The sequence below is a fragment of the Sulfitobacter sp. M13 genome (assembly GCF_053474885.1).
On the sequence record NZ_JBRKBN010000002.1, the window covers coordinates 72,433 to 91,357 of the forward strand.

Genomic DNA, 18,925 nt, shown 5'->3' on the forward strand with positions numbered 1-18,925 from the left:
TCCTAGCTACGTGTTACAACCGAAAGCAAAGAAAAATATGACAAAAGTTGCTGTTCTCACAACTGGGCGCGCGGGCTCGATGAGCCTCTTTCACGCTTGTCAACATGTTCGAAATTTCACTTCTGGCCACGATACGCGTGAGGGAAGCTTGGCGAGCGAAAGAGTAAAAATTCCCGATCAACACATAGAAATTGATACGCGCTTTGCTTGGATGCTGGGCCTATTGAGCGAACATAACGACGAACAAATTCACTATGTATTTTTGACGCGAAGCGCTACGGATATAGCCAAGTCATACAACCGCCGGTGGATTTATAGAAAAGGCATTATGCGGGCATACTGTGAGGGCATACTACAGCGTGACAAACCCCACGATGACTTTGATATTGCGAGCGATTTAGTGCAAAATGTTGAAGCAAATATTCGTATTTTTCTTGAAGGCCGTCCGCATAGCGTTATTCGTCTAGAGAATTGGCACAACGACCTTGAAAGATTTTTCAAAGACATTGCAGCTGATGTGAACCTAGACCAGGCACGCATGGCTTTTGCATCCCGCCACAATCCTTCCCGCCATAGCTCCATACTCGTACATGCACGTTACCGTACATCAAGATTTGTTGACGCGATTGAGAATACTATCAAAAGCTTGCGTTCGTGATGACAACTCCTCCGTCATGTTGTGTGAAAGCCGGCTCTTCTGATATCACACCAAATGCTCCGCTACCACTGTTTGGGCGAATCGGCCGATCGAACTCCAGCCAAGCTATTAGATCAAGGCTAGAGGCAAACTATATATTGTTTTCAGGGATCTCGGAGCAAACTTCGGCATTAGTGGCAATTGACAGTCTTTACCCCAGTCAATTGCTTGTAGATGAGATCATTAAGCGAAGCGCGAAACTTGGCCTATCATTCGATACTACTAGCTTGGTCGTAGTTGCTTCTCATACCCATAATGCGCCAGCGCTTGACCCTAGCAAATTTAAGCTCGGGAAATGCATCCCCGAATATGTAACCTTTGTTGCGGACCAAATTGCTACTGGCTTAGCGCGTGCGAATGAGGAGAAAATGGGGGTAATAACGGCGTTTAGGCAAGGAACGGCACGAAGCACTTTTTCAGTTTTTCGACGTCGTATGACACGCGGTTTAGATATTGCTCGATTAAGCATTTCAAGGCGTATGATCATGGCACCCGACGCTAAACAACCTATCGACGATCGCTTGAAATTGATCATTTTGAGTGACGCACACGATCGCCCTAGTGCGGTACTATGGTCCTTGCCATGTCATGCTGTTTCAGAATCCCATATCCAAGATATAAGCTCAGATTATCCTGGCGTCATACGAGATTATGTCCGTTCGAAACTTGGCGATGCATCGTTGCCAGTATTGTACATGCCCGGGTTCAGTGGAGATATCCGACCTGCTCTTAAAAGCAAATGGCCACTCCACCGGTCAAGATCGTGGGTGGGACTGGCGTACAGTTTCGCTAGACGCGACAATACCCAGATCAAGTCGCTGATCTCTAAACTCGCTGTGACTTTTGATCAAGCATGGACTAATGCTCAGATCAACAAACCTATTAATTGTAGTGACATTCAGCTGACACGAAAACGGCGCTACCTCAAACTGGCCGAAATTAGGACTGATGCTGAGATGCTTCCATCATTGACCTGCGATGAATGGCGATTCGGGCCGGTTCGAATAAAGGCAGTTTCCGCGGAAATTGCATCAAGCTACACGAATTTAGTCAAGGAAAGCGACGGGTTTACCTTTCTAACCGGTTGTTCAGGGCAGGTCTTCGGATACATTCCCACCGATCAGCAGATCAAGGAGGGTGGCTATGAAGTAGACGGGTTTGCATCCGCATTTTCAGTTCAAGGAATTTTTTGTGCGACGATCGAATCAAAAATTTGTGGATTGATAGGGTCTGATTAATAATGGTCCAGATTGAATGATTTCTTTCCTTACCGGCGTCCGCGCAAAGTTGGCAGTGGCAACTAGCTTGACCCAGCTCACGAATTTTCTCGTACTACTCGTCGCGAAAACAGCATTAACCGAAACCGATTTCAAATTCCTACTCGTGCAATTGTCTATCGCCGGTATCATAGGTGTTGTTGCAAGTATGCGGTTGGAAGTTTTGATATTCCAAAAGTTTGAGCGTGAGACGTATGCGGGTATACTGACCCCAACATTTTTCATCGCAATAACTATCGCGGTAAGTTTTTTATGTGTGGCTGCAATAGACAGAATAACAACTAGCTCGCTAACACTCTCTTTTTTAACCATTCCGATATTGGTAGGGTTAGCAATCAGCTCAGTTCAGAATTTTATTTTTGTCCAAGCCAAGCGTTTACACCTGCTCCTCGCAACACGCTTCGCTCAAGCTACAGCCTCAATTATTTTGATAATCGGTATCATGAATAGTGATCTTCTAAATTCCGGCGACCGCATCTTATTTGTATTGGGTTTAAGTGTCGCGCTACCATCTACGATCTCACTTATCTACTATGTGTGGTGTATACCTAGTGGGCACGTAGCTTCACCAAAATTTTATTTTCCAGACCTTAAGACGGCAAAACGAGCTACATGGCTAACTGCGTCTACCGGAGTGAATTCCGCCTACCTTAACATCCCTCTCCTTTTCGCGGCCGCTACTCAGACGGCGAGTTTTGTGGCTGATTTTGGCCTATTTATGCGAGCTTTGGCCGCACCGGTAACCTTGGTCGGCCAGGTGACGGGCCGTTTATTTCTCGCTGATGCGCTGAAATGGTCGATTACGTCGAAACGCCAACCCTCGATTTTAATTAGGCTAATATCTAGAGCAATGGCAGAAAGCGTAGGGTTTTATATTGTTGTTGCTTCAGCGCTTATTTGTCTACTATGGCTGTTACGCGAGCCGCTTTTATTAACCCATTTTACACTTATCTACTACCTATTCGCGGCTGCCATGGGGCAGTCCGCAATTAATCCCGTTTCTCAGGTGCGCGTCCCGTTGCGTGAGGAGCGAATCTTTTTAGCTTTAGATATCGCGAGGTTGTCGTGCCTATCTCTTGGTCTTTATTTGTTAGCCCCCTTACTCTCGCTTGAACTATCTTTTGCTATTATCTCTTTGGTATTATACTCGGCGTATACCGGTTTTATTTTTCAACGAGTATTGCGACTTCCATCGTTATAAGTTGCGAATACCATTCGCGGTTCTTTTAAAGACAGTGGTGTTGTAGGGTGAAAGAAAGGTTTTGAAAGGCATGCGAATTGGACCTGTCGCGCTTTCCTGCCGCCCCCGGTGCTCGTTTAAGCCACCCTTCGGTCGAAGGCGACAGGGCTTTTCCAGCCCAGTGCTGAGTGGCGGCGGCGTGGATTATAGAAGCCGTTGATGTATCCGAAGATTGCCATCTCTGCCTTCCTGCGGGTTTCCCATGTATCGCGCCAGATCAATTCAGCCTTGATGGTTTTGAAGAACGTTTCGACAGCTGCGTTGAAGCTCCTATATTCGTCAAGCCTTGATCTGGGACGATTTTGGGACGCAAAGCTGGCTATAAATTTCGCGCACGATGTAGCGCTTTAGGCAACGAATAATCTCGCTCTTGCTCTTCCCGTCTTTTGTGCGTTTCTTGACATAAGCCAGTGTCGGTTCGTGGCTTCGCATCCTGACAATGGCAACACGATAGAGGGCAGCATTGGCCTGGCGATTGCCGCCCCGGTTCAGTCGGAACCGATGTGTTTTCCCACTCGATGCCGGAATGGGACAAACCCCGCAAAGCTTAGCGAAGGCAGCCTCTGATCGAATGCGTGTTGGATCATCGCCAACGAGGATCAGCATCTCTGCGACCGTCAATGTGGCAATGCCGTGAGATGCCATCAACTCTGGTGCGCGTTCTGTGACAAGCCGTTCCAGTTCCTTATCGTGCGCAATAATCTCTTCGTGCAGCCACAGCCAACGACGCGCCAATGCACGCATGGCGGCTTTAGCAGAGGCCAATGGATTGTCGATATCACCAGGTCGAAAGGCGGCGAGGTGCCGGATTAGTGCGATTTTCCCACGGATATGATTCAGTGCGTCGCGCAAATCGGCGGGTGCATTTATGATCAGTGTTTTCAGGGTGACCATCGCCTGCGAGCGCGATTTAACAGCGGTATCACGTGCAATCTTCAGATGGCGGATCATTTCTGATGACCCCGTCTGTGTCTTCGGTCGTGCCGTAGCTTGCCCAGAAAGAACGGAACGTGCGGCACCTTCCGCGTCCAAACTATCTGTCTTGCCCTGCGTGTATCGCAGTTGCCGATTTGGACGCGTGACCTCAATGACATTGTGGCCGTGGGCGAGCAACGACCGCGAAAGGCCTGCGCCGTAAGAACCGGTGCCTTCAATCCCGAATGCCTGAACTTTCCCAAGAGACTGAGACCAACGCTCCAATTCTAAATACCCCTTCGGATTGGTTGGAATGGAGAGCGTCGCTAAGCGGGTGCCTTGCGTATCAATCGCCACAGCGACGTGGCTGGCCTTGTGCGTGTCAATGCCGATAATAACTGGATGTGTGGTCTTCATGATGCCCTCTTTGCTAAGAATGCCCAGGCACCGATCCGAGGGGACAGGACTGTGATGGGGCGTACCCGTCAGGCTCCTATAAGGTCACATCTCGCCCGTTGCCGGGGCGACTTGATGGTCGACACGTCAACGCAATGACACGCAGTCAATCGTAACATGGGTCAGGCCATCAAGCCGCAATACCATACTCACAGTCATAGCAATTTCCCTTTCCGCTCATGGACACGTTGAAGCCGTGTTGGCGCAGGATCTTCTGATAGTCGTGTGAACAATATTGGGCGGATTCAACCGGTCGTCGCAACACTTTCGATTATATGCTGTTTGAGCAGCCGGTCGAGTGCCTCTGCAGGTGTGCGCCAGCCGAGGGTTTTGCGGGGTCTTGTGTTCAAAGCATGTGCGACTGCGCTCAACTCATTGACACCGTGCCGGCTGAGATCTGTGCCTTTGGGAAAGTATTGCCGTAGCAAGCCATTGGTGTTTTCATTGCTCCCGCGCTGCCAGGGACTTTGAGGGTCGCAGAAATAGATTTCCAGACCCGTATCGACTTGGAGCTGCGCATGTTGGGCCATCTCCGCACTCTGATCCCAAGTCAGAGAACGGCGAAGAGCCGCAGGAAGTCCCATGATTGTCCCTGCGATAGCATCGCGGACAGCGTCAGCGCCATGGCCAGCCAGCGCTGGTCCATTCTTGGGCACATCCCCCTTTCCATAGCCCTCCATGCGCGGCAGGTGCAAAAGCATTGTGAAGCGCGTTGTGCGCTCGACCAGTGTTCCAATCGCGGAACTTCCAAGACCGAGAATGAGGTCGCCCTCCCAATGGCCAGGCACAGCCCTATCGCCAATCTCTGCCGGACGGTCGCTGATCATCAGCGCATCTGTGAGGAAGGGTCTGCCACGACCACGGGCGCGTTCGCGGGGTAACCGTAGTGCGCGGCCGGAGCGCAGACAGGCCGAAAGCTCCCGCTTCAAGGCACCCCGTCCTTGAATATAGAGCGCCTGATAGATGGCCTCGTGGCTGATACGCATGGTTGGATCCTCGGGGAAGTCTATCTTCAGACGTTGCGCGATCTGTTCCGGGCTCCAGGCACAGGACCAGCGTCGGCTTTGCCGATGAACGGCCCGCCGTCCTTTCCATATCACGACAGGGCCATCGAAGGCGATGCCACCCGGCGTAGCGATGAGACCGGAAAGACGGTCCTTTACATAATCGCGCAGGGCTGGATTATTCGCCAGCTTGCTTGGCTTCGGGCGCTGTCCTGCACGATCCGCATGCCACTGCGCCGTGATTGCGCGATAGTCGAAATCCCCGCTGCGCGTCGCGGAATTGCGCCTGATCTCTCGCGATACCGTGCTGGGTGACCGCGAGAGCTTACGTGCGATAGCGCGGATACCTGTCCCTCGCGCACATTCCAAAGCAATCTCTTCTCGCTCAGAAAATGTCAGATTACGCCTCATCAATGGCGTCGCTGATGGTGCAAGGTGTGTTGGGGGCATTCCGCCAGAACTCCTAAAACACCGGATTCCGACTGGACCGGAAACACCCGCTTCAACGGCGGACACCTCACTGGAATGACCTGCGGCCACGCCCCGCCAGAACCGGCAAAGATTCTCACGTTGCCAGACTGGCGGCCTTCCTGGCGAGTTTAATTTGCCCCGTGTCGAACGTTCGGATTTTCGTCTGCCTGTTTTCGTCATCTACACCTCCTAAAATGGGGTGTTGCGACGACCGGTTGAATCCGCCTTGGCTGCCACGGTCAGTATGATGGATGCAGCCCTCGGGCGGTGCCCGGAATGCGATGGCCATCTTCAACGCTCGGATCGCCAGATCGCGTTTCATCCGGTTACTAACGGCCCAGCCGACCACTCGGCGTGAATGCAAATCCAAGATCACGGCAAGATAGAGCCAGCCTTCGCGGGTCCAGATATAGGTAATATCACCAGCCCATTTCTGGTTGTGAACATCTGCGTTGAAGTTACGATCCAGCAGTTTGGGCGCGATGTTGAACTTATGATTGCTATCAGTTGTGGCCTTATGTTTGCGGATTCTAATGACTGATATGCCGTTCTGGCGCATCAATCGGCCCACGCGACGATGGCCAACATCCAGGCCAATCTCTATCAATTCCTCAGTCATCCGCGGCCTGCCATAGCTGCCAAGACTGAGACGAGATTGTTCCTTTATGTGGGCCAAAGTCACCATATCAGACCGTTGTCTGCGACTGGCAGGGCGGCTGCGGAAAGCCCGCAAGCCGCTCGAGCTGACACCGACAACGTGACACAGGCGGCTGACTGGGAGGTGTGCCCGGTGTTCCTCGCGAGCCTAAACCTCACGGCTTTAGGCTCGCGAGGAACTGCGTTGCTTCCTAAAAAACAGCCATGTCAGCCTCCATTGGCAATTTTTGCAAATCATACCCGAATGACTTGGCCCGACGTTTGAGATTGCCGAGCACACTATTGCGGTATCGCTCCTCGTAATGAGACGCGCCGGGATCCTGATAAGTCATGCTATGGCGCAGGGTGTTGTAGAATAAAACTGCGATCTTGCGCGCCGTTGCCGTGACTGCTTTCGCTTTGCCTGCCGTTGCTGCCAGCCGCCGGTAAAATGCGCCCAGTGCCTTGTCGCTTGGTCCAATGGTGACCGCAGCCAGGCGTAGCAAGGCCGCCGCACGGCTGGATGATCGCCGCGTTCGGGATGATAGAACTTTGCCGCCGGAGATCTTGTTACCGGGTGCCAGACAGAGCCACGATGTGAAGTGCTTGGCACTCGGCCAAGCGCGCAGGTCAGTGCCGCATTCGCCTACTAGCTTGAGCGACAAGGACGGTCCCATCCCATGGATTTGCGTTAGATCAACGCCGAGGACGCCGAACAACGCTGCCCTGACATCGAACGAAGGGGTGCTGACCTGCTTGGTTTTGGTGCGCGGGCGCGGCAACCCACTTGGGTCATGTTCCGTAACGGCCCCTAATGCCGCCAGCGTCGCCTCGAGGTGACGATCACATTCCAGCATCTTGGCCTGATAGAAGTCATAAAGCTCCATCGATTGGGTCAGCCCGAAGATGTGTTCGGGGCGATCATTTCCATTGAGCGCGGCTTTGATTGTCTCTGTTGAAGCCTTGCAACGCACGTCGCGATACGCGGCTAACATGTCCAAATCCCGTTCGCCCGCAACAATCGCACGGATGATCTTCATCCCCGTCACGCCGGTGATATCAGAGACGACGTGATGCAGCTGCAGGTTCATCTCCATCAGTGCCTTTTGCATGTGCTCCCCTCTCGGGACATCGCTATGCGATACCCTGCCGGTCGATGGATATGAGCCGCCGCATACTCGACCAGCCGTTCCCGTTGGCGCAAATAGGCCCGCAGCGTTGCAATCTCAGCTGTTGGTCGAAAGCTGCCACGCAGAAGCCCATATGAATGCAGCTGCCGCAGCCAACTGGCGTCACTGACGTCGGTTTTCCGGCCGGGTACGTTCTTGGCGTAGCGCGCGTTGACCAGAATAACCTCGAAACCGCGCTGTTCGAGTATCTCGTAGGCTGGGATCCAATACACGCCCGTGGATTCCATCGCGACGCTGGTCACACCGTGCGATTTGAACCAATAGGCCAAATCATGCAGATCATGCGTGAAAGTTCCAAACGCACGCACGGGCGCATCTGTCACGTCAGGGTTCACTGCAGCCATGTGTTCTCGTGAGCCGATATCAACAGCGGCAGCGCCAATGTTGACGGTCTCAATGGTAGGGGGCCGTTCGGTCTTTTGCTTTGCCATCATCTATCCTCCTGTCGGCAACAGAAGGGCGTGGGCTATGCAAATCCGTCATCTTCCTAACCGGGATCGCCGCAAAACGGCGTCACCACTCTCAAGTTCGCACCAACCCATGGACCACGTTTTTTAACGGGGTTCTCGACAACATCGAGACCACTAATAAGCGAACGGCCGCTGCCCTTCATAGCGCAACATAGCACAGGCTGTTTCTACCGCGCACAGGCAGGCCCCAACCCGGAACAGTTTTTTAGGATTTCCCTCTCCTGCTTGAGGAGCCTGATCTCGCGTCGAAGCCGATCATTCTCTTTGGCAAAACTCAAATCCTTCTTCGAAACCACATCAGTGCCTCGATACGCAGTGATCCATTTGTTCAGCGTCGACATCCCGACGCCCACCTTCTCGGGACATTGCTGGGCAATACCCTGTCAGGCAATGGATCATCAGCCACCTGCTTACGCGTTAGCCCACTGGTCAGCGCGATACGCACCGCATCTTGCCGGAATTCGTCCGTCCGTTTCAGTCCCATAGTTCATCTTCTTTGTTGCAGTAAATGCTACCAAAGGAGCGGCATCAAACCGCGACAGGTCCATGCCATTGGTTGGGCCGTCAGTAATCGCATGCGGCACGATCTGGCAATTATAACGCGGACGATGACGATCATCGAATAGATAAACGGGTTCTACAATTCACATCACCGCCCCTCAGCATTGGGCTGGAAAATCCGCGTGGCTTATGAGTGAAAGGTGGCTTGAACGAGCACTAGGGGCGAACAAAAGCGAGACGGGTTTTATCAGGAGACGGACGTGAAAATATCAGCACCGGATGGATGGCTAAACGGGGTAACATGTTGTACTAGATCTCAGCGATCCTATTTTTACCCTGTTGGGAGACGGTAGTGTGCCGATTAAAGTTATACACATCGCCAATGTGAAAAGCGCCAGCGCCAACCCAGGGGTTCGTCAGCAAATGGAGTGGGAGAAGAGAGCGAGTCAAATATCCGGTCTAGATCTGGAAGTCGAACTATGGTCTTTAGACGAGAGCTATCCCGGAAGTGTTTTGCGACAAATTCCGAGTGCGTACTCAAGTTTTCTAGGGCGTAGGCTACATTTGTACAGGCGGGTACGTAAAGCAGCCGGTACTCATGAGGTTATTATTGTTCGCCATACCCCAGTCGATCCATTTGGAATGTTCCTTGGTCAAAACGTTCGCGCAAAGACTTGGTACGTATTTCACACACTGACATATTACTACTTGAGAACACGTGGTCATATGTTTGGCCGTGTATTGTCGTGGTCGGACCGTTTGTTCATGCGTCTAACTATAGGAAAGTCGGCGGGAATCATCGGTGTGACGGATGAAATAGTAGAGCATGAAAAAAAACGCTTAGGACTTACGTTCCAAAAGACTTATGTTTACCCCAATGGGCTCCATCTAGGGGATTGGAATCAACCGTTAACTGATAGCCGCGGCGGCGATCTCAAAGTTATTTTTATAGCGTCTCAATTTTTTGAATGGAATGGCCTTGAGAAGATACTTCTTAGCATAAAGGAGTTTGACGGTCATCCAAATTGGGAACTCCATTTAGTGGGACGCTTGCTACCCCATCAGGAGGCGTTTATCGTTGAAAATAACCTAGAGGAACGAGTAGTACGATATGGGGTCTTGCCAGCAGAAGATATCTGGAAACTTCTTCAAAGAATGGACCTCAGTCTCGGTGCGTTTTCTTTAGATATAGTTAACGCAAAAACCGCATGCACCCTTAAGGTTCGTGAGAGCCTGTCCGCAGGCGTGCCCGTATATTCTGGGCATGGAGATGTTGGAGTCGGAGAACTAAAAGGTTGTTATGAGTATGGGCCGCCTGACTGGTCTTGTATTATTCGGGCAGCAAAAGACGCTAGATCTAATGCAAAAGATATTATTCGAAAAAGGGCACGCGCTAAAATAGATAAAGTGTCTTTGCTAAATAGTCTTGAGAAAAATATTCTATGTTCTAATACGCTAGGAAAGTAGCCAGGTGCTGGATAGTGTTAAGCTTCGTAGCGGGTGCAAAATGGATACCAGTGTCCCATTTAGAAAAGATGTGAAGTTTCGGAAGCTTAAAGCGCTCTCTGCAGCTCCGTACTTTCTGCTAATTTGCGCGATTTTGTCCACGCCTTGGAATATGGTTGTGTTAGATCCACTAAGGTTTAACGACATATTTATAGTTTCAGCGCTTGTTATTTCTTCTGCTTTCCTACCATTGTCAAAAAAATTACTCACTGCGCTGGCTGCTGTATTCTTTGCATTGTTGATATCTATATTATTCAATGCAGATTTTCTCGGTAGCGCCGATTTCACCAGATTAGCGTTTGTATATAAATACGCTATTCCGATTATCGTACCAATTGTATTCGTCGCGACAACAGTCAGTACTCAGCGATTACGTGGCGTGGAAATTTCATTGCTGGTTTCTTTTTTGATTCTAGTTGCTTGGGCTTATTACTACAAATTTTCTGTTGATTCCGGATCTATATTTGGATTGTCAAGGCTAAGCTATCCTGGCTCTAAAGATTTTTTAGTTTCCGATGCGCATTTATATAGCAACTATTTGTCCATGGCGCTCATTTTTTACTTTCTCTATTTAAGAAGGTCGTTGAAACATCCCGTTTGGGTAACATCGGCTGTAGTAATTTTTTCCATGGGCGGGTTAATTCTATCCGGTAGCAGGAATGGCCTCGCTGTAATCATAGTTTCTGCGATTATTTATTCAGTTCTTAAGATGGCTTCTGGCCGGGCACACATTTCGAGGTCATTTGCCATCAAGGCATCTCTAATTTTATTTATATTGGGTTTTATTGCGTCTTATATTCACCCAGTCGCCACGGAATTTTTTGCTGAGGCGTCAGAGCGCGCGTTTAAATTCGATTTCTTCAATGACGTCAGCTCGATGAGTAGAGTTTTGAAATTCGAAATTGCAATTTCTGAGTGGCTGTCAAGTTCCGTTTTTTTTGGTGCAAGTATTTTTGGCGCTAGCCTCACTTGGTATGACTCTGGTTTGGGAATTATTCTCACGCACATTGGACTAGGCGGACTACTTCTGATATTGCTTATTATTTTTTATTTTCTCAGACTGGTGGCTCGCACGTGCGGCTCGAATTCGATTGTTTATGCAATCACGGCGACATTGGTTATTTCTTACGCATTTTCAAATGGCATAACGGAGTTTGCGCTAGTCACGCGCAGTGCTCTTCCCGTGTCCTTATTTATTGCTTTTCCTCTAGTCGCCGAAAATATACGGAGAAAAATATGATTACTCCAAAACCTAGAATCACGGTTGTTATGGCCGCTTATAATTCCGAGAAAACAATTGGTGATGCCATCACCTCGTTTATTGAGCAAACCTATCCGAGCAAGGAGTTGATAGTAGTCGACGGAGGATCTGTTGATAGCACATGCGATATCGTCCGTGGATTTAATTACCCTCACATTCATCTCTATAGCGAGCCGGATAACGGTATCTACGATGCTATGAATAAGGGCTTGAGGCGCGTCACCGGTGAATTCTTCGGGTGTCTCAATTCTGATGATTGCTTCGCGCGCCCTGATTCACTTGAGCTGATTGTTGACGCGCTTGAAAGTACCGACCTGGTTTCCGGACGCTTGCATTTTGTTCGCGAACATGACGGAAGTTGGCCGGTCCGAATTTGGCAACCTACGCCATATGTTTCAGGTGCTTATAGACGTGGGTTCAGTTTACCACATCCCACAACCTATGCTCGTCGGATAGTTCTGGAGCGGGTTGGCGAGTTTTGTACGGAATATCGTAGTGCAGGCGATTATGATTGGCTGATGCGCGCACTGGAGCTTGAAGGATTTTCGCACTCGGTGATCCAGGATGTTATTGTCAACATGCGAATAGGCGGCGAAAGTACAGCGGGGTTCCGTTCAATAATGCAAAATTCGCGAGAGCTGCTGTCAATTCGCCGACGGCGGCTGGGTGGCGGGCCCATCGACGCGGCGATTTTTATAAATTTATTCACAAAGATGAAACAACGTTTATCGCGTTGAGAGATAAGGTGACGGAAATGAAGAGAGCGCTAATTACAGGGGTTACTGGCCAAGACGGCTCCTATCTGGCGGAGTTATTGCTGGAAAAAGGGTACGAGGTCCACGGAATCAAGCGGCGGTCGTCGTCGCTGAATACCCAGCGAATTGATCACATTTATCAAGACCCACATGAAGAAAATCCGAAGCTGAAACTGCACTATGGCGACCTTACGGACAGCTCCAACCTAACCCGAATTATCAGTGAAGTGCATCCCGACGAAGTTTATAATCTCGGGGCTCAAAGCCACGTCGCGGTGAGCTTTGAGTCGCCCGAATATACGGCGGATGTGGATGCAAATGGTACCTTGCGGCTGCTTGAGGCGATCCGGTTTCTGGGCTTGGAGAAAACGACACGCTTTTACCAGGCGTCAACTTCCGAGCTCTACGGTTTGGTGCAAGAGACACCTCAGACGGAGAAAACCCCCTTTCACCCGCGCAGCCCCTATGCCGTGGCCAAGATGTACGCCTATTGGATCACGGTAAACTACCGCGAGGCCTATGGAATGTATGCCTGCAACGGCATCCTGTTTAACCACGAATCCCCGCGCCGTGGCGAAACCTTTGTCACGCGCAAGATCACGCGCGGGTTGGCTAATATCGCGCAGGGGTTGGAGGACTGCCTGTATATGGGCAACATCGACGCGCTGCGCGATTGGGGCCACGCCAAGGATTATGTGCGGATGCAGTGGATGATGCTGCAGCAAGATGAGCCAGATGATTTCGTGATCGCCACCGGCGCGCAGTATTCTGTGCGCCAGTTCATCACGTGGTCGGCGGCAGAGCTGGGGATCGTCCTACGGTTCGAAGGGACGGGTTTGGACGAGTGCGCAATCGTTGACAGCGTGCGCGGTGATGATGCCCCCGCAGTCAGCCCCGGCGATGTGGTGATGCGCATTGATCCGCAGTATTTCCGCCCCGCCGAAGTAGAGACGCTGCTAGGGTCACCCGCCAAGGCGAAGGAAAAGCTGGGGTGGGAGCCGCAGATCACCACTCAGGAGATGTGTGCCGAGATGGTTGCGAATGACCTTAAGGTCGCGCGGCGGCATGCGTTGCTGAAAGAGCACGGGCTGGATCTGCCGATCTCGCTCGAGAACGGATAGGCCTATGCGGAAGATTTATATCGCAGGGCATCGTGGCATGGTCGGTGGTGCGATCCTGAGTCAGTTGCAGGCGCGCGTGACTGCTGGGGAGGCGCTTGAACTGATCACGCGGACCCATGCGGAACTGGACCTTACCGATCAAGCGGCGGTGAGCGACTTTATGGCGACAGAGCTGCCTGATGTGGTGATACTGGCCGCGGCCAAGGTCGGCGGAATTATGGCGAACAACAGCTACCCCGCTGATTTTATTTACGAAAACCTGATGATCGAATGCAATGTGATCCATCAGGCCTTTGGGGCGGGGGTCAAACAGCTGCTGCAACTGGGCAGCTCCTGCATCTATCCACGCGACGCCACACAGCCGATGGCAGAGGAGGCGCTGCTGACCGGTACGCTCGAGCCGACGAACGAGCCCTATGCCATTGCCAAGATCGCCGGCATTAAACTTTGCGAAAGCTATAACCGGCAATATGGCACGGATTATCGCAGCGTGATGCCGACGAACCTTTATGGGCCGGGGGATAATTTTCATCCGCAAAACAGCCATGTTTTGCCCGCCCTGATCCGTCGTTTCCACGAGGCCGCGCGGGACGGGCTTGAAGAGGTCGTGATCTGGGGCACCGGCAAACCGATGCGGGAATTCCTGCATGTGGACGATATGGCCGAGGCATCGCTGTTTGTGCTCGACCTGCCGCGTGACGTTTACGCCGCGCACACCCAACCCATGCTCAGCCATATCAACGTGGGCACGGGCCGCGATGTCAGCATCGCGGAACTGGCGCAGATGGTGGCGCAGGCGACGGGTTTCAAAGGGCGGCTGGTGTTCGACAGGTCTAAACCCGACGGGACAATGCGCAAGCTGATGGATGTCTCGCGGCTGGCCGATATGGGGTGGCGCGCACAGATCGATCTGAAAGACGGTCTGCGCGAGACTTATGATTGGTTTTTGGATCAGAACAGGGTACGCTCTTAAGATAACATTACTTAATAATTTCTCATTAAAGTATTTTAACAAGGCCCATTTATGATCTATCCCATTCTCCTTTGTGGCGGGTCCGGCACACGCCTTTGGCCACTGTCACGGAAGTCGTACCCCAAGCAGTTCGCCAAACTGATGGGCGATGAAAGCCTGTTCCAAGCCTCGGCGCGCCGCCTAATCGGAGCGTGCTTCACAGCGCCTATCGTGGTGACGGGGGACCCCTTCCGGTTCATCGTGACCGAACAACTGGCGCAGGTCGAGATGACGGCGCAGGCGATCTTGATTGAACCTGACGGGCGCAATACCGCCCCTGCAATCCTCGCCGCCGCACTATACGTCGCACAAACTGATCCGCAGGCGCTGATGCTGGTGGCCCCGTCGGACCATGTGATCCCCGACAGTGATGCCTTTGCCCAGACGGTGCAGGCGGCCGTTCCGCGGGCGCAGGCCGGTGACCTGGTCACATTCGGCATCACGCCCACGCGGGCCGAAACGGGCTATGGCTATCTTGAGCTTGCCGAGGATGCAGACGCCACAGCCAAATCCCCGCAACCCCTTGCGCGCTTTATCGAAAAGCCGGACGGCCCGACAGCGACCGCGATGCTGGAGGCAGGGAATTTCCTGTGGAATGCAGGCATTTTTCTTTTTACCGCGCAGGCGATCATTGATGCCTACCACACCCACGCCCCCGACCTGATCAGCGCTGTCACCGCAGCGCTCGACGGGGCGGATTCGGATTTGGGGTTTACCCGTCTCGAGGCAGAGACGTGGGGCCAAGCCGATGATATCTCTGTCGATTATGCGATCATGGAAAAGGCAGATAACCTGGCGGTGATGCCTTTCGCCGCGGGCTGGTCCGACTTGGGCGGTTGGGATGCCGTCTGGCTGGAAAGCGGGCCGGACGCGGCGGGGAATGTCTGTTCCGACAATGCCACGGCGATTGACTGCGCGGACACGCTACTTCGGTCCGAAACCAACGGGTTGCAGCTGGTGGGCATCGGGCTGGACAATATCATCGCCGTCGCCATGGGCGATGCGGTGCTGGTCGCGGACAAATCGCAGGCGCAGCGGGTGAAGGAAGCCGTTGATGCGCTCAAGAAACGTGATGCCAGCCAAGCGGTGCAACTGCCGCGCGATTACCGGCCTTGGGGGTGGTACGAAAGCCTTGTGATCGGCGGACGGTTTCAGGTGAAACGCATCGTTGTGAACCCCGGTGCCGCGCTCAGCCTGCAAAGCCATCATCACCGGTCGGAACACTGGATCGTGGTCGAAGGCACCGCGAAAGTGACCGTGGACGAGACGGTGAAACTGATTAGCGAGAACCAGTCGGTCTACATCCCGCTCGGGTCCGTTCACAGGATGGAGAACCCGGGAAAGCTGCCCATGGTGCTGATCGAGGTCCAGACCGGCAGCTATTTCGGCGAAGATGACATTATCCGCTACGAAGATGTATATGCACGCGGATAGGCGGAAAGTGCTGCTCGTCGGGGCTTCTGGGCGTGTCGGCCAGATGGTAATGCATCACTGGAAAAAAGATCCACGAGAAATACATATCACTCCGCAGTATCGTGGAATTGGTCCTGCGGGCAGTCTAGTTTGGGATCCTCTGAAAATGGGTTCATCCGCGAAAGATGGAATGGGCAACATTCGCGGCTATGATGCAATGATAATCTTAGCGGGTGTCATCTCGGGGTCGAGCCAGAAGTTGAGCATCAACACAACTCTCGCTGAAGCATGCCTAAGCGCGGCTTCTCGTGCAGGTATTGCACGGGTGTTACTCGCGTCATCTTCTGCTGTGTATGGTTCGAGTGATGGACAAGCATTTTCCGAACGTTCTTTCTGTAGCCCCGCAAATGACTACGGTGTTGCGAAGCTCAAAATGGAAGAAGCATGTGCGCAATGGCGAGAAACAGGCATTGATCTATGTTTTTTAAGAATTGGAAACGTAGCCGGAGCTGACGCACTCCTGCTGAATATTGACGAAACAGGTCCCGCAAAACCCTTGCAAATTGACATTTTTCCTAATGGCTACGGGCCCGTTAGATCATATATTGGCGCTCAGACTCTGACGCAAGTCTTGCAGTCCTTGTGTTTTCACCCCTCGCCTTTGCCCCATATATTGAATGTGGCCTCACCTACACCGTTGTCGATGGCATCCTTGGCGGATGCCGCACGTCATCCTTGGCGAAAGCGTATAGCGTCGACGAAATCTAATCAAAATGTTACGCTAGACTGCAGCATGTTGGCCGATCTACATGCATTTAGCGAAAGCGATTCAAATCCGATAGAGATGATCCGGCAATGGAAGGACACTAAACGCCAATGACATATTCGAAGCGAATTCTAGATATTGTCTGCGTTACCTTTTTGGCAGTGTTACTTAGCCCCATCATATTGGTCACAGCTTTAACTATCCTTTTCTTAGATGGCCGTCCAGTTTTTTACGTATCGGAACGAATGAGAACTCCGAATGACGGATTTAAACTACTAAAATTCAGGACAATGAAACCAGTTGTTTGCGACAGCGGGGTATCTGGTGGAGACAAGCGAGATCGTATAACACGCACTGGCCCATTCCTCCGTCGCAGTCGTCTTGATGAGCTACCTCAGCTTTGGAATGTCATCAGCGGTGATATTAGCTTTATTGGGCCGAGACCACCCTTGCGGCAATATGTTGAATGTTATCCGGAGATTTACGCCGAGGTATTGAAATCCCGACCCGGCATATCGGGTCTTGCGTCGATATACTTCCATCAGCATGAAGAACATCTCTTGTCACGGTGTAAAAGCACGCAAGAAACTGATATGATCTACCGGCGGGCTTGTATTCCACGCAAGGCTCGGCTCGACTTACTTTATCGAGCGAACCGAAGTGTTTGCTTAGACATATCGCTAATGATCAAAACTGTATTTAGAGGCCTACGATAGGATTAGCGTTCCGCCCTGAGATCGGAGACGAAAATACTATATGTTATGTAATCGGTTTTGTCGGAAAGATTGGCGTAAAGGTGAGCCCTCCCTTTTCCTAAATGTACTTGGCCTACTACCTCTGAGGCAGGTACGCTTATAGCGTTCGAGGACGGCGATTCGTATCTAAATTCCCGCCACCTGTCTTTCGAAGCCCCGCGCCGTGAGCGATCGGCTCGCTGTTTTCGATAATGTATTTTCGTTTCTACACGCCTACGGCGGTCGTATCCGCTCCAGTGTCGCCACACCGTGCTGCCCAGATACCGTTGAGCATTGACCGCTTCGTTGCGGACAACTTTGCAGGCACCCGTCGCCTTTTAGGGTTTACTATTCTTAAACTGTGGGATCACCGCATGGGCGTCCTCGGGCGGCAATCGCCTTGTGGCATTCATGGGGGTCATATGCCCCGTCTGCCGTGACAGTACCGATGTCTATATCGGAAGGGTTTGGTACGGCAACTCGACTAGCATTGGAGCATCCCGGTTGCTGCTGGTGTGACCTCAACCGCCCGTAGTTCCAGCGTCTCTTCGTTAAATGTCGATCTGTATCTTACACCAGACGCGGCATTTTGGATCGCCATGCTTGCGGGCGTTCCACTCGCCTAAACTTCTGCCTTGATATCGGTACCGAGTTTCAGTGGCCCTTTGCAACCACGATAAGTGAGGTGCCCCTAGCAACTGTATTAAATTGCTGGGTTCCACACAGCAATTTTAGCGAGCAATGAGTTTGCCAATACGATCAACTTTCGAGCAACTGCGATGAGAATGACCTTGTGTGGCTTGCCCTCCGCGCGCAATCGTTTTGTGAAGTCACTTAGGACTGGATTGAACCGAGCGGCTGATAATGCGGCTTGATACAGAAGCCGTCGTAAGGTAACCGCCCCATTGCTACCGCGGTGATTTAGCTTTGATGCGTGCCACCAGATCGGTGTCATCCACGAAGTCATCAAAGAACTCATGCCATGTTTTGTTGGTGATACGAGCGGCGCGGATCATTTCCGTCAGCTCTTGGATCCCGTCATCGGTCATTGCGGTACTTGTTTCGTCGGGCCCGACGTAAACGCTGACGATGTTTCCATAGGTCAGGTTGTAGTCGTTGGAGATGATCGCTTCGAGAAGTTGGGCATCTTCGCCCAACATTCTGGCTACGTAATCGATGCTGCAGACATGGGTCACGGCAGCCATTAGGTGGCCTGTGAATGGGCAGCGGCCAGCGGCACCCAATTCCACGGCAGCAATTCATTCAGCCGGTTGATCTTGTGATCGTGGATACGGTCGAGGATGTCAGCCAGATAGGCCAGCGGGTCGAGACAGTTCAGCTTGGCGGTTTAACTGACGGTCATTGCACGCGCGAGCGTTTCCGCCCCAGTATCGGCTCCTGCAAACAACCAATTCTTACGTCCAATTCCAATCGGGCGCAGGGCGCGTTCTGCCGGGTTGTGGCTTTGTTGCACAAATCGCGTCCTGTAGGATTCACTGT

14 protein-coding genes and 6 pseudogenes are annotated in these 18,925 nt (G+C 51.9%); 11 read left to right on the top strand and 9 right to left on the bottom strand.

All coding sequences use genetic code 11. The features are described 5' to 3' along the window. The first annotated feature begins 37 nt into the window (after nt 1-37). Genes ACVBAU_RS16305 through ACVBAU_RS16315 form a run of 3 tightly spaced genes read left to right on the top strand, consistent with a single transcriptional unit; the run spans nt 38 to nt 3,175 of the window. Nucleotides 38-658, top strand: a complete 621-nt coding sequence (locus ACVBAU_RS16305) for a hypothetical protein (protein WP_448329054.1) — start codon at nt 38-40, stop codon at nt 656-658. Continuing rightward, entirely contained in the window at nt 655-1,935 is a 1,281-nt protein-coding gene (locus tag ACVBAU_RS16310; protein WP_448329056.1) for a hypothetical protein, read from the top strand. The genes ACVBAU_RS16305 and ACVBAU_RS16310 overlap by 4 nt, the downstream gene beginning before the upstream one ends. 16 nt (nt 1,936-1,951) lie before the next feature. Then, entirely contained in the window at nt 1,952-3,175 is a 1,224-nt protein-coding gene (locus tag ACVBAU_RS16315) for a hypothetical protein (protein WP_448329058.1), read from the top strand. A gap of 116 nt (nt 3,176-3,291) precedes the next feature. Here the strand turns inward: ACVBAU_RS16315 and ACVBAU_RS16320 are convergent. The 6 genes and pseudogenes from ACVBAU_RS16320 to ACVBAU_RS16345 all read right to left on the bottom strand — a co-directional run. Continuing rightward, a pseudogene (locus ACVBAU_RS16320) lies at nt 3,292-3,477 on the bottom strand (IS3 family transposase); the annotation flags it as partial. 16 nt (nt 3,478-3,493) lie between these two features. Beyond that, nucleotides 3,494-4,546: an IS110 family transposase gene (locus ACVBAU_RS16325; RefSeq protein WP_448329059.1), complete on the bottom strand. Its 1,053-nt coding sequence runs from the start codon at nt 4,544-4,546 to the stop codon at nt 3,494-3,496. Between the two features lie 284 nt (nt 4,547-4,830). Continuing rightward, on the bottom strand, nt 4,831-6,240 hold the full coding sequence (locus ACVBAU_RS16330) for an IS30 family transposase (protein WP_448329061.1): 1,410 nt from the start codon (nt 6,238-6,240) through the stop codon (nt 4,831-4,833). A 46-nt stretch (nt 6,241-6,286) separates the two neighbouring features. Continuing rightward, nucleotides 6,287-6,888, bottom strand: a pseudogene (locus tag ACVBAU_RS16335) (IS3 family transposase); the annotation flags it as partial. Between the two features lie 20 nt (nt 6,889-6,908). Further along, a pseudogene (locus tag ACVBAU_RS16340) lies at nt 6,909-8,317 on the bottom strand (IS110 family transposase). Nucleotides 8,318-8,559: 242 nt separating this feature from the next. Beyond that, nucleotides 8,560-8,840: pseudogene (locus ACVBAU_RS16345) on the bottom strand (hypothetical protein); the annotation flags it as partial. Nucleotides 8,841-9,211: 371 nt separating this feature from the next. Between ACVBAU_RS16345 and ACVBAU_RS16350 the strand changes: the two are divergent. The 8 genes from ACVBAU_RS16350 to ACVBAU_RS16385 are packed head-to-tail and all read left to right on the top strand — an operon-like array spanning nt 9,212 to nt 17,407. Beyond that, entirely contained in the window at nt 9,212-10,324 is a 1,113-nt protein-coding gene (locus ACVBAU_RS16350; RefSeq protein WP_448329063.1) for a hypothetical protein, read from the top strand. A gap of 40 nt (nt 10,325-10,364) precedes the next feature. Further along, nucleotides 10,365-11,603, top strand: a complete 1,239-nt coding sequence (locus ACVBAU_RS16355; protein ID WP_448329065.1) for a hypothetical protein — start codon at nt 10,365-10,367, stop codon at nt 11,601-11,603. Then, nucleotides 11,600-12,361 carry a glycosyltransferase family 2 protein gene (locus ACVBAU_RS16360; RefSeq protein WP_448329067.1) on the top strand — a complete coding sequence of 254 codons (762 nt, stop codon included), beginning with the start codon at nt 11,600-11,602 and terminating at the stop codon, nt 12,359-12,361. The genes ACVBAU_RS16355 and ACVBAU_RS16360 overlap by 4 nt, the downstream gene beginning before the upstream one ends. A 17-nt stretch (nt 12,362-12,378) precedes the next feature. After that, complete coding sequence (gene gmd, locus ACVBAU_RS16365; protein WP_448329069.1) at nt 12,379-13,500, top strand: GDP-mannose 4,6-dehydratase; 1,122 nt, start codon at nt 12,379-12,381, stop codon at nt 13,498-13,500. A 4-nt stretch (nt 13,501-13,504) separates the two neighbouring features. Beyond that, nucleotides 13,505-14,473, top strand: a complete 969-nt coding sequence (gene fcl / locus ACVBAU_RS16370) for a GDP-L-fucose synthase (RefSeq protein WP_448329071.1) — start codon at nt 13,505-13,507, stop codon at nt 14,471-14,473. 51 nt (nt 14,474-14,524) lie between these two features. Then, nucleotides 14,525-15,946: a mannose-1-phosphate guanylyltransferase/mannose-6-phosphate isomerase gene (locus ACVBAU_RS16375; RefSeq protein ID WP_448329073.1), complete on the top strand. Its 1,422-nt coding sequence runs from the start codon at nt 14,525-14,527 to the stop codon at nt 15,944-15,946. A gap of 49 nt (nt 15,947-15,995) precedes the next feature. Next, the gene (locus ACVBAU_RS16380) at nt 15,996-16,805 is read left to right on the top strand and encodes an NAD-dependent epimerase/dehydratase family protein (protein WP_448329175.1); all 810 of its coding nucleotides are present in this window, start codon (nt 15,996-15,998) and stop codon (nt 16,803-16,805) included. Then, entirely contained in the window at nt 16,802-17,407 is a 606-nt protein-coding gene (locus tag ACVBAU_RS16385) for a sugar transferase (RefSeq protein WP_448329075.1), read from the top strand. Before ACVBAU_RS16380 ends, ACVBAU_RS16385 begins: the two co-directional genes overlap by 4 nt. Before the next feature lie 102 nt (nt 17,408-17,509). On the opposite strand, the pseudogene ACVBAU_RS16390 reads toward ACVBAU_RS16385, so the two are convergent. The 3 genes and pseudogenes from ACVBAU_RS16390 to ACVBAU_RS16400 all read right to left on the bottom strand — a co-directional run. Next, a pseudogene (locus ACVBAU_RS16390) lies at nt 17,510-18,110 on the bottom strand (transposase); the annotation flags it as partial. Between the two features lie 223 nt (nt 18,111-18,333). Beyond that, on the bottom strand, nt 18,334-18,630 hold the full coding sequence (locus ACVBAU_RS16395; RefSeq protein ID WP_448329077.1) for a hypothetical protein: 297 nt from the start codon (nt 18,628-18,630) through the stop codon (nt 18,334-18,336). Continuing rightward, a pseudogene (locus tag ACVBAU_RS16400) lies at nt 18,630-18,890 on the bottom strand (transposase domain-containing protein); the annotation flags it as partial. The gene ACVBAU_RS16395 and the pseudogene ACVBAU_RS16400, both read right to left, overlap by 1 nt. Between the last annotated feature and the right edge of the window lie 35 nt (nt 18,891-18,925).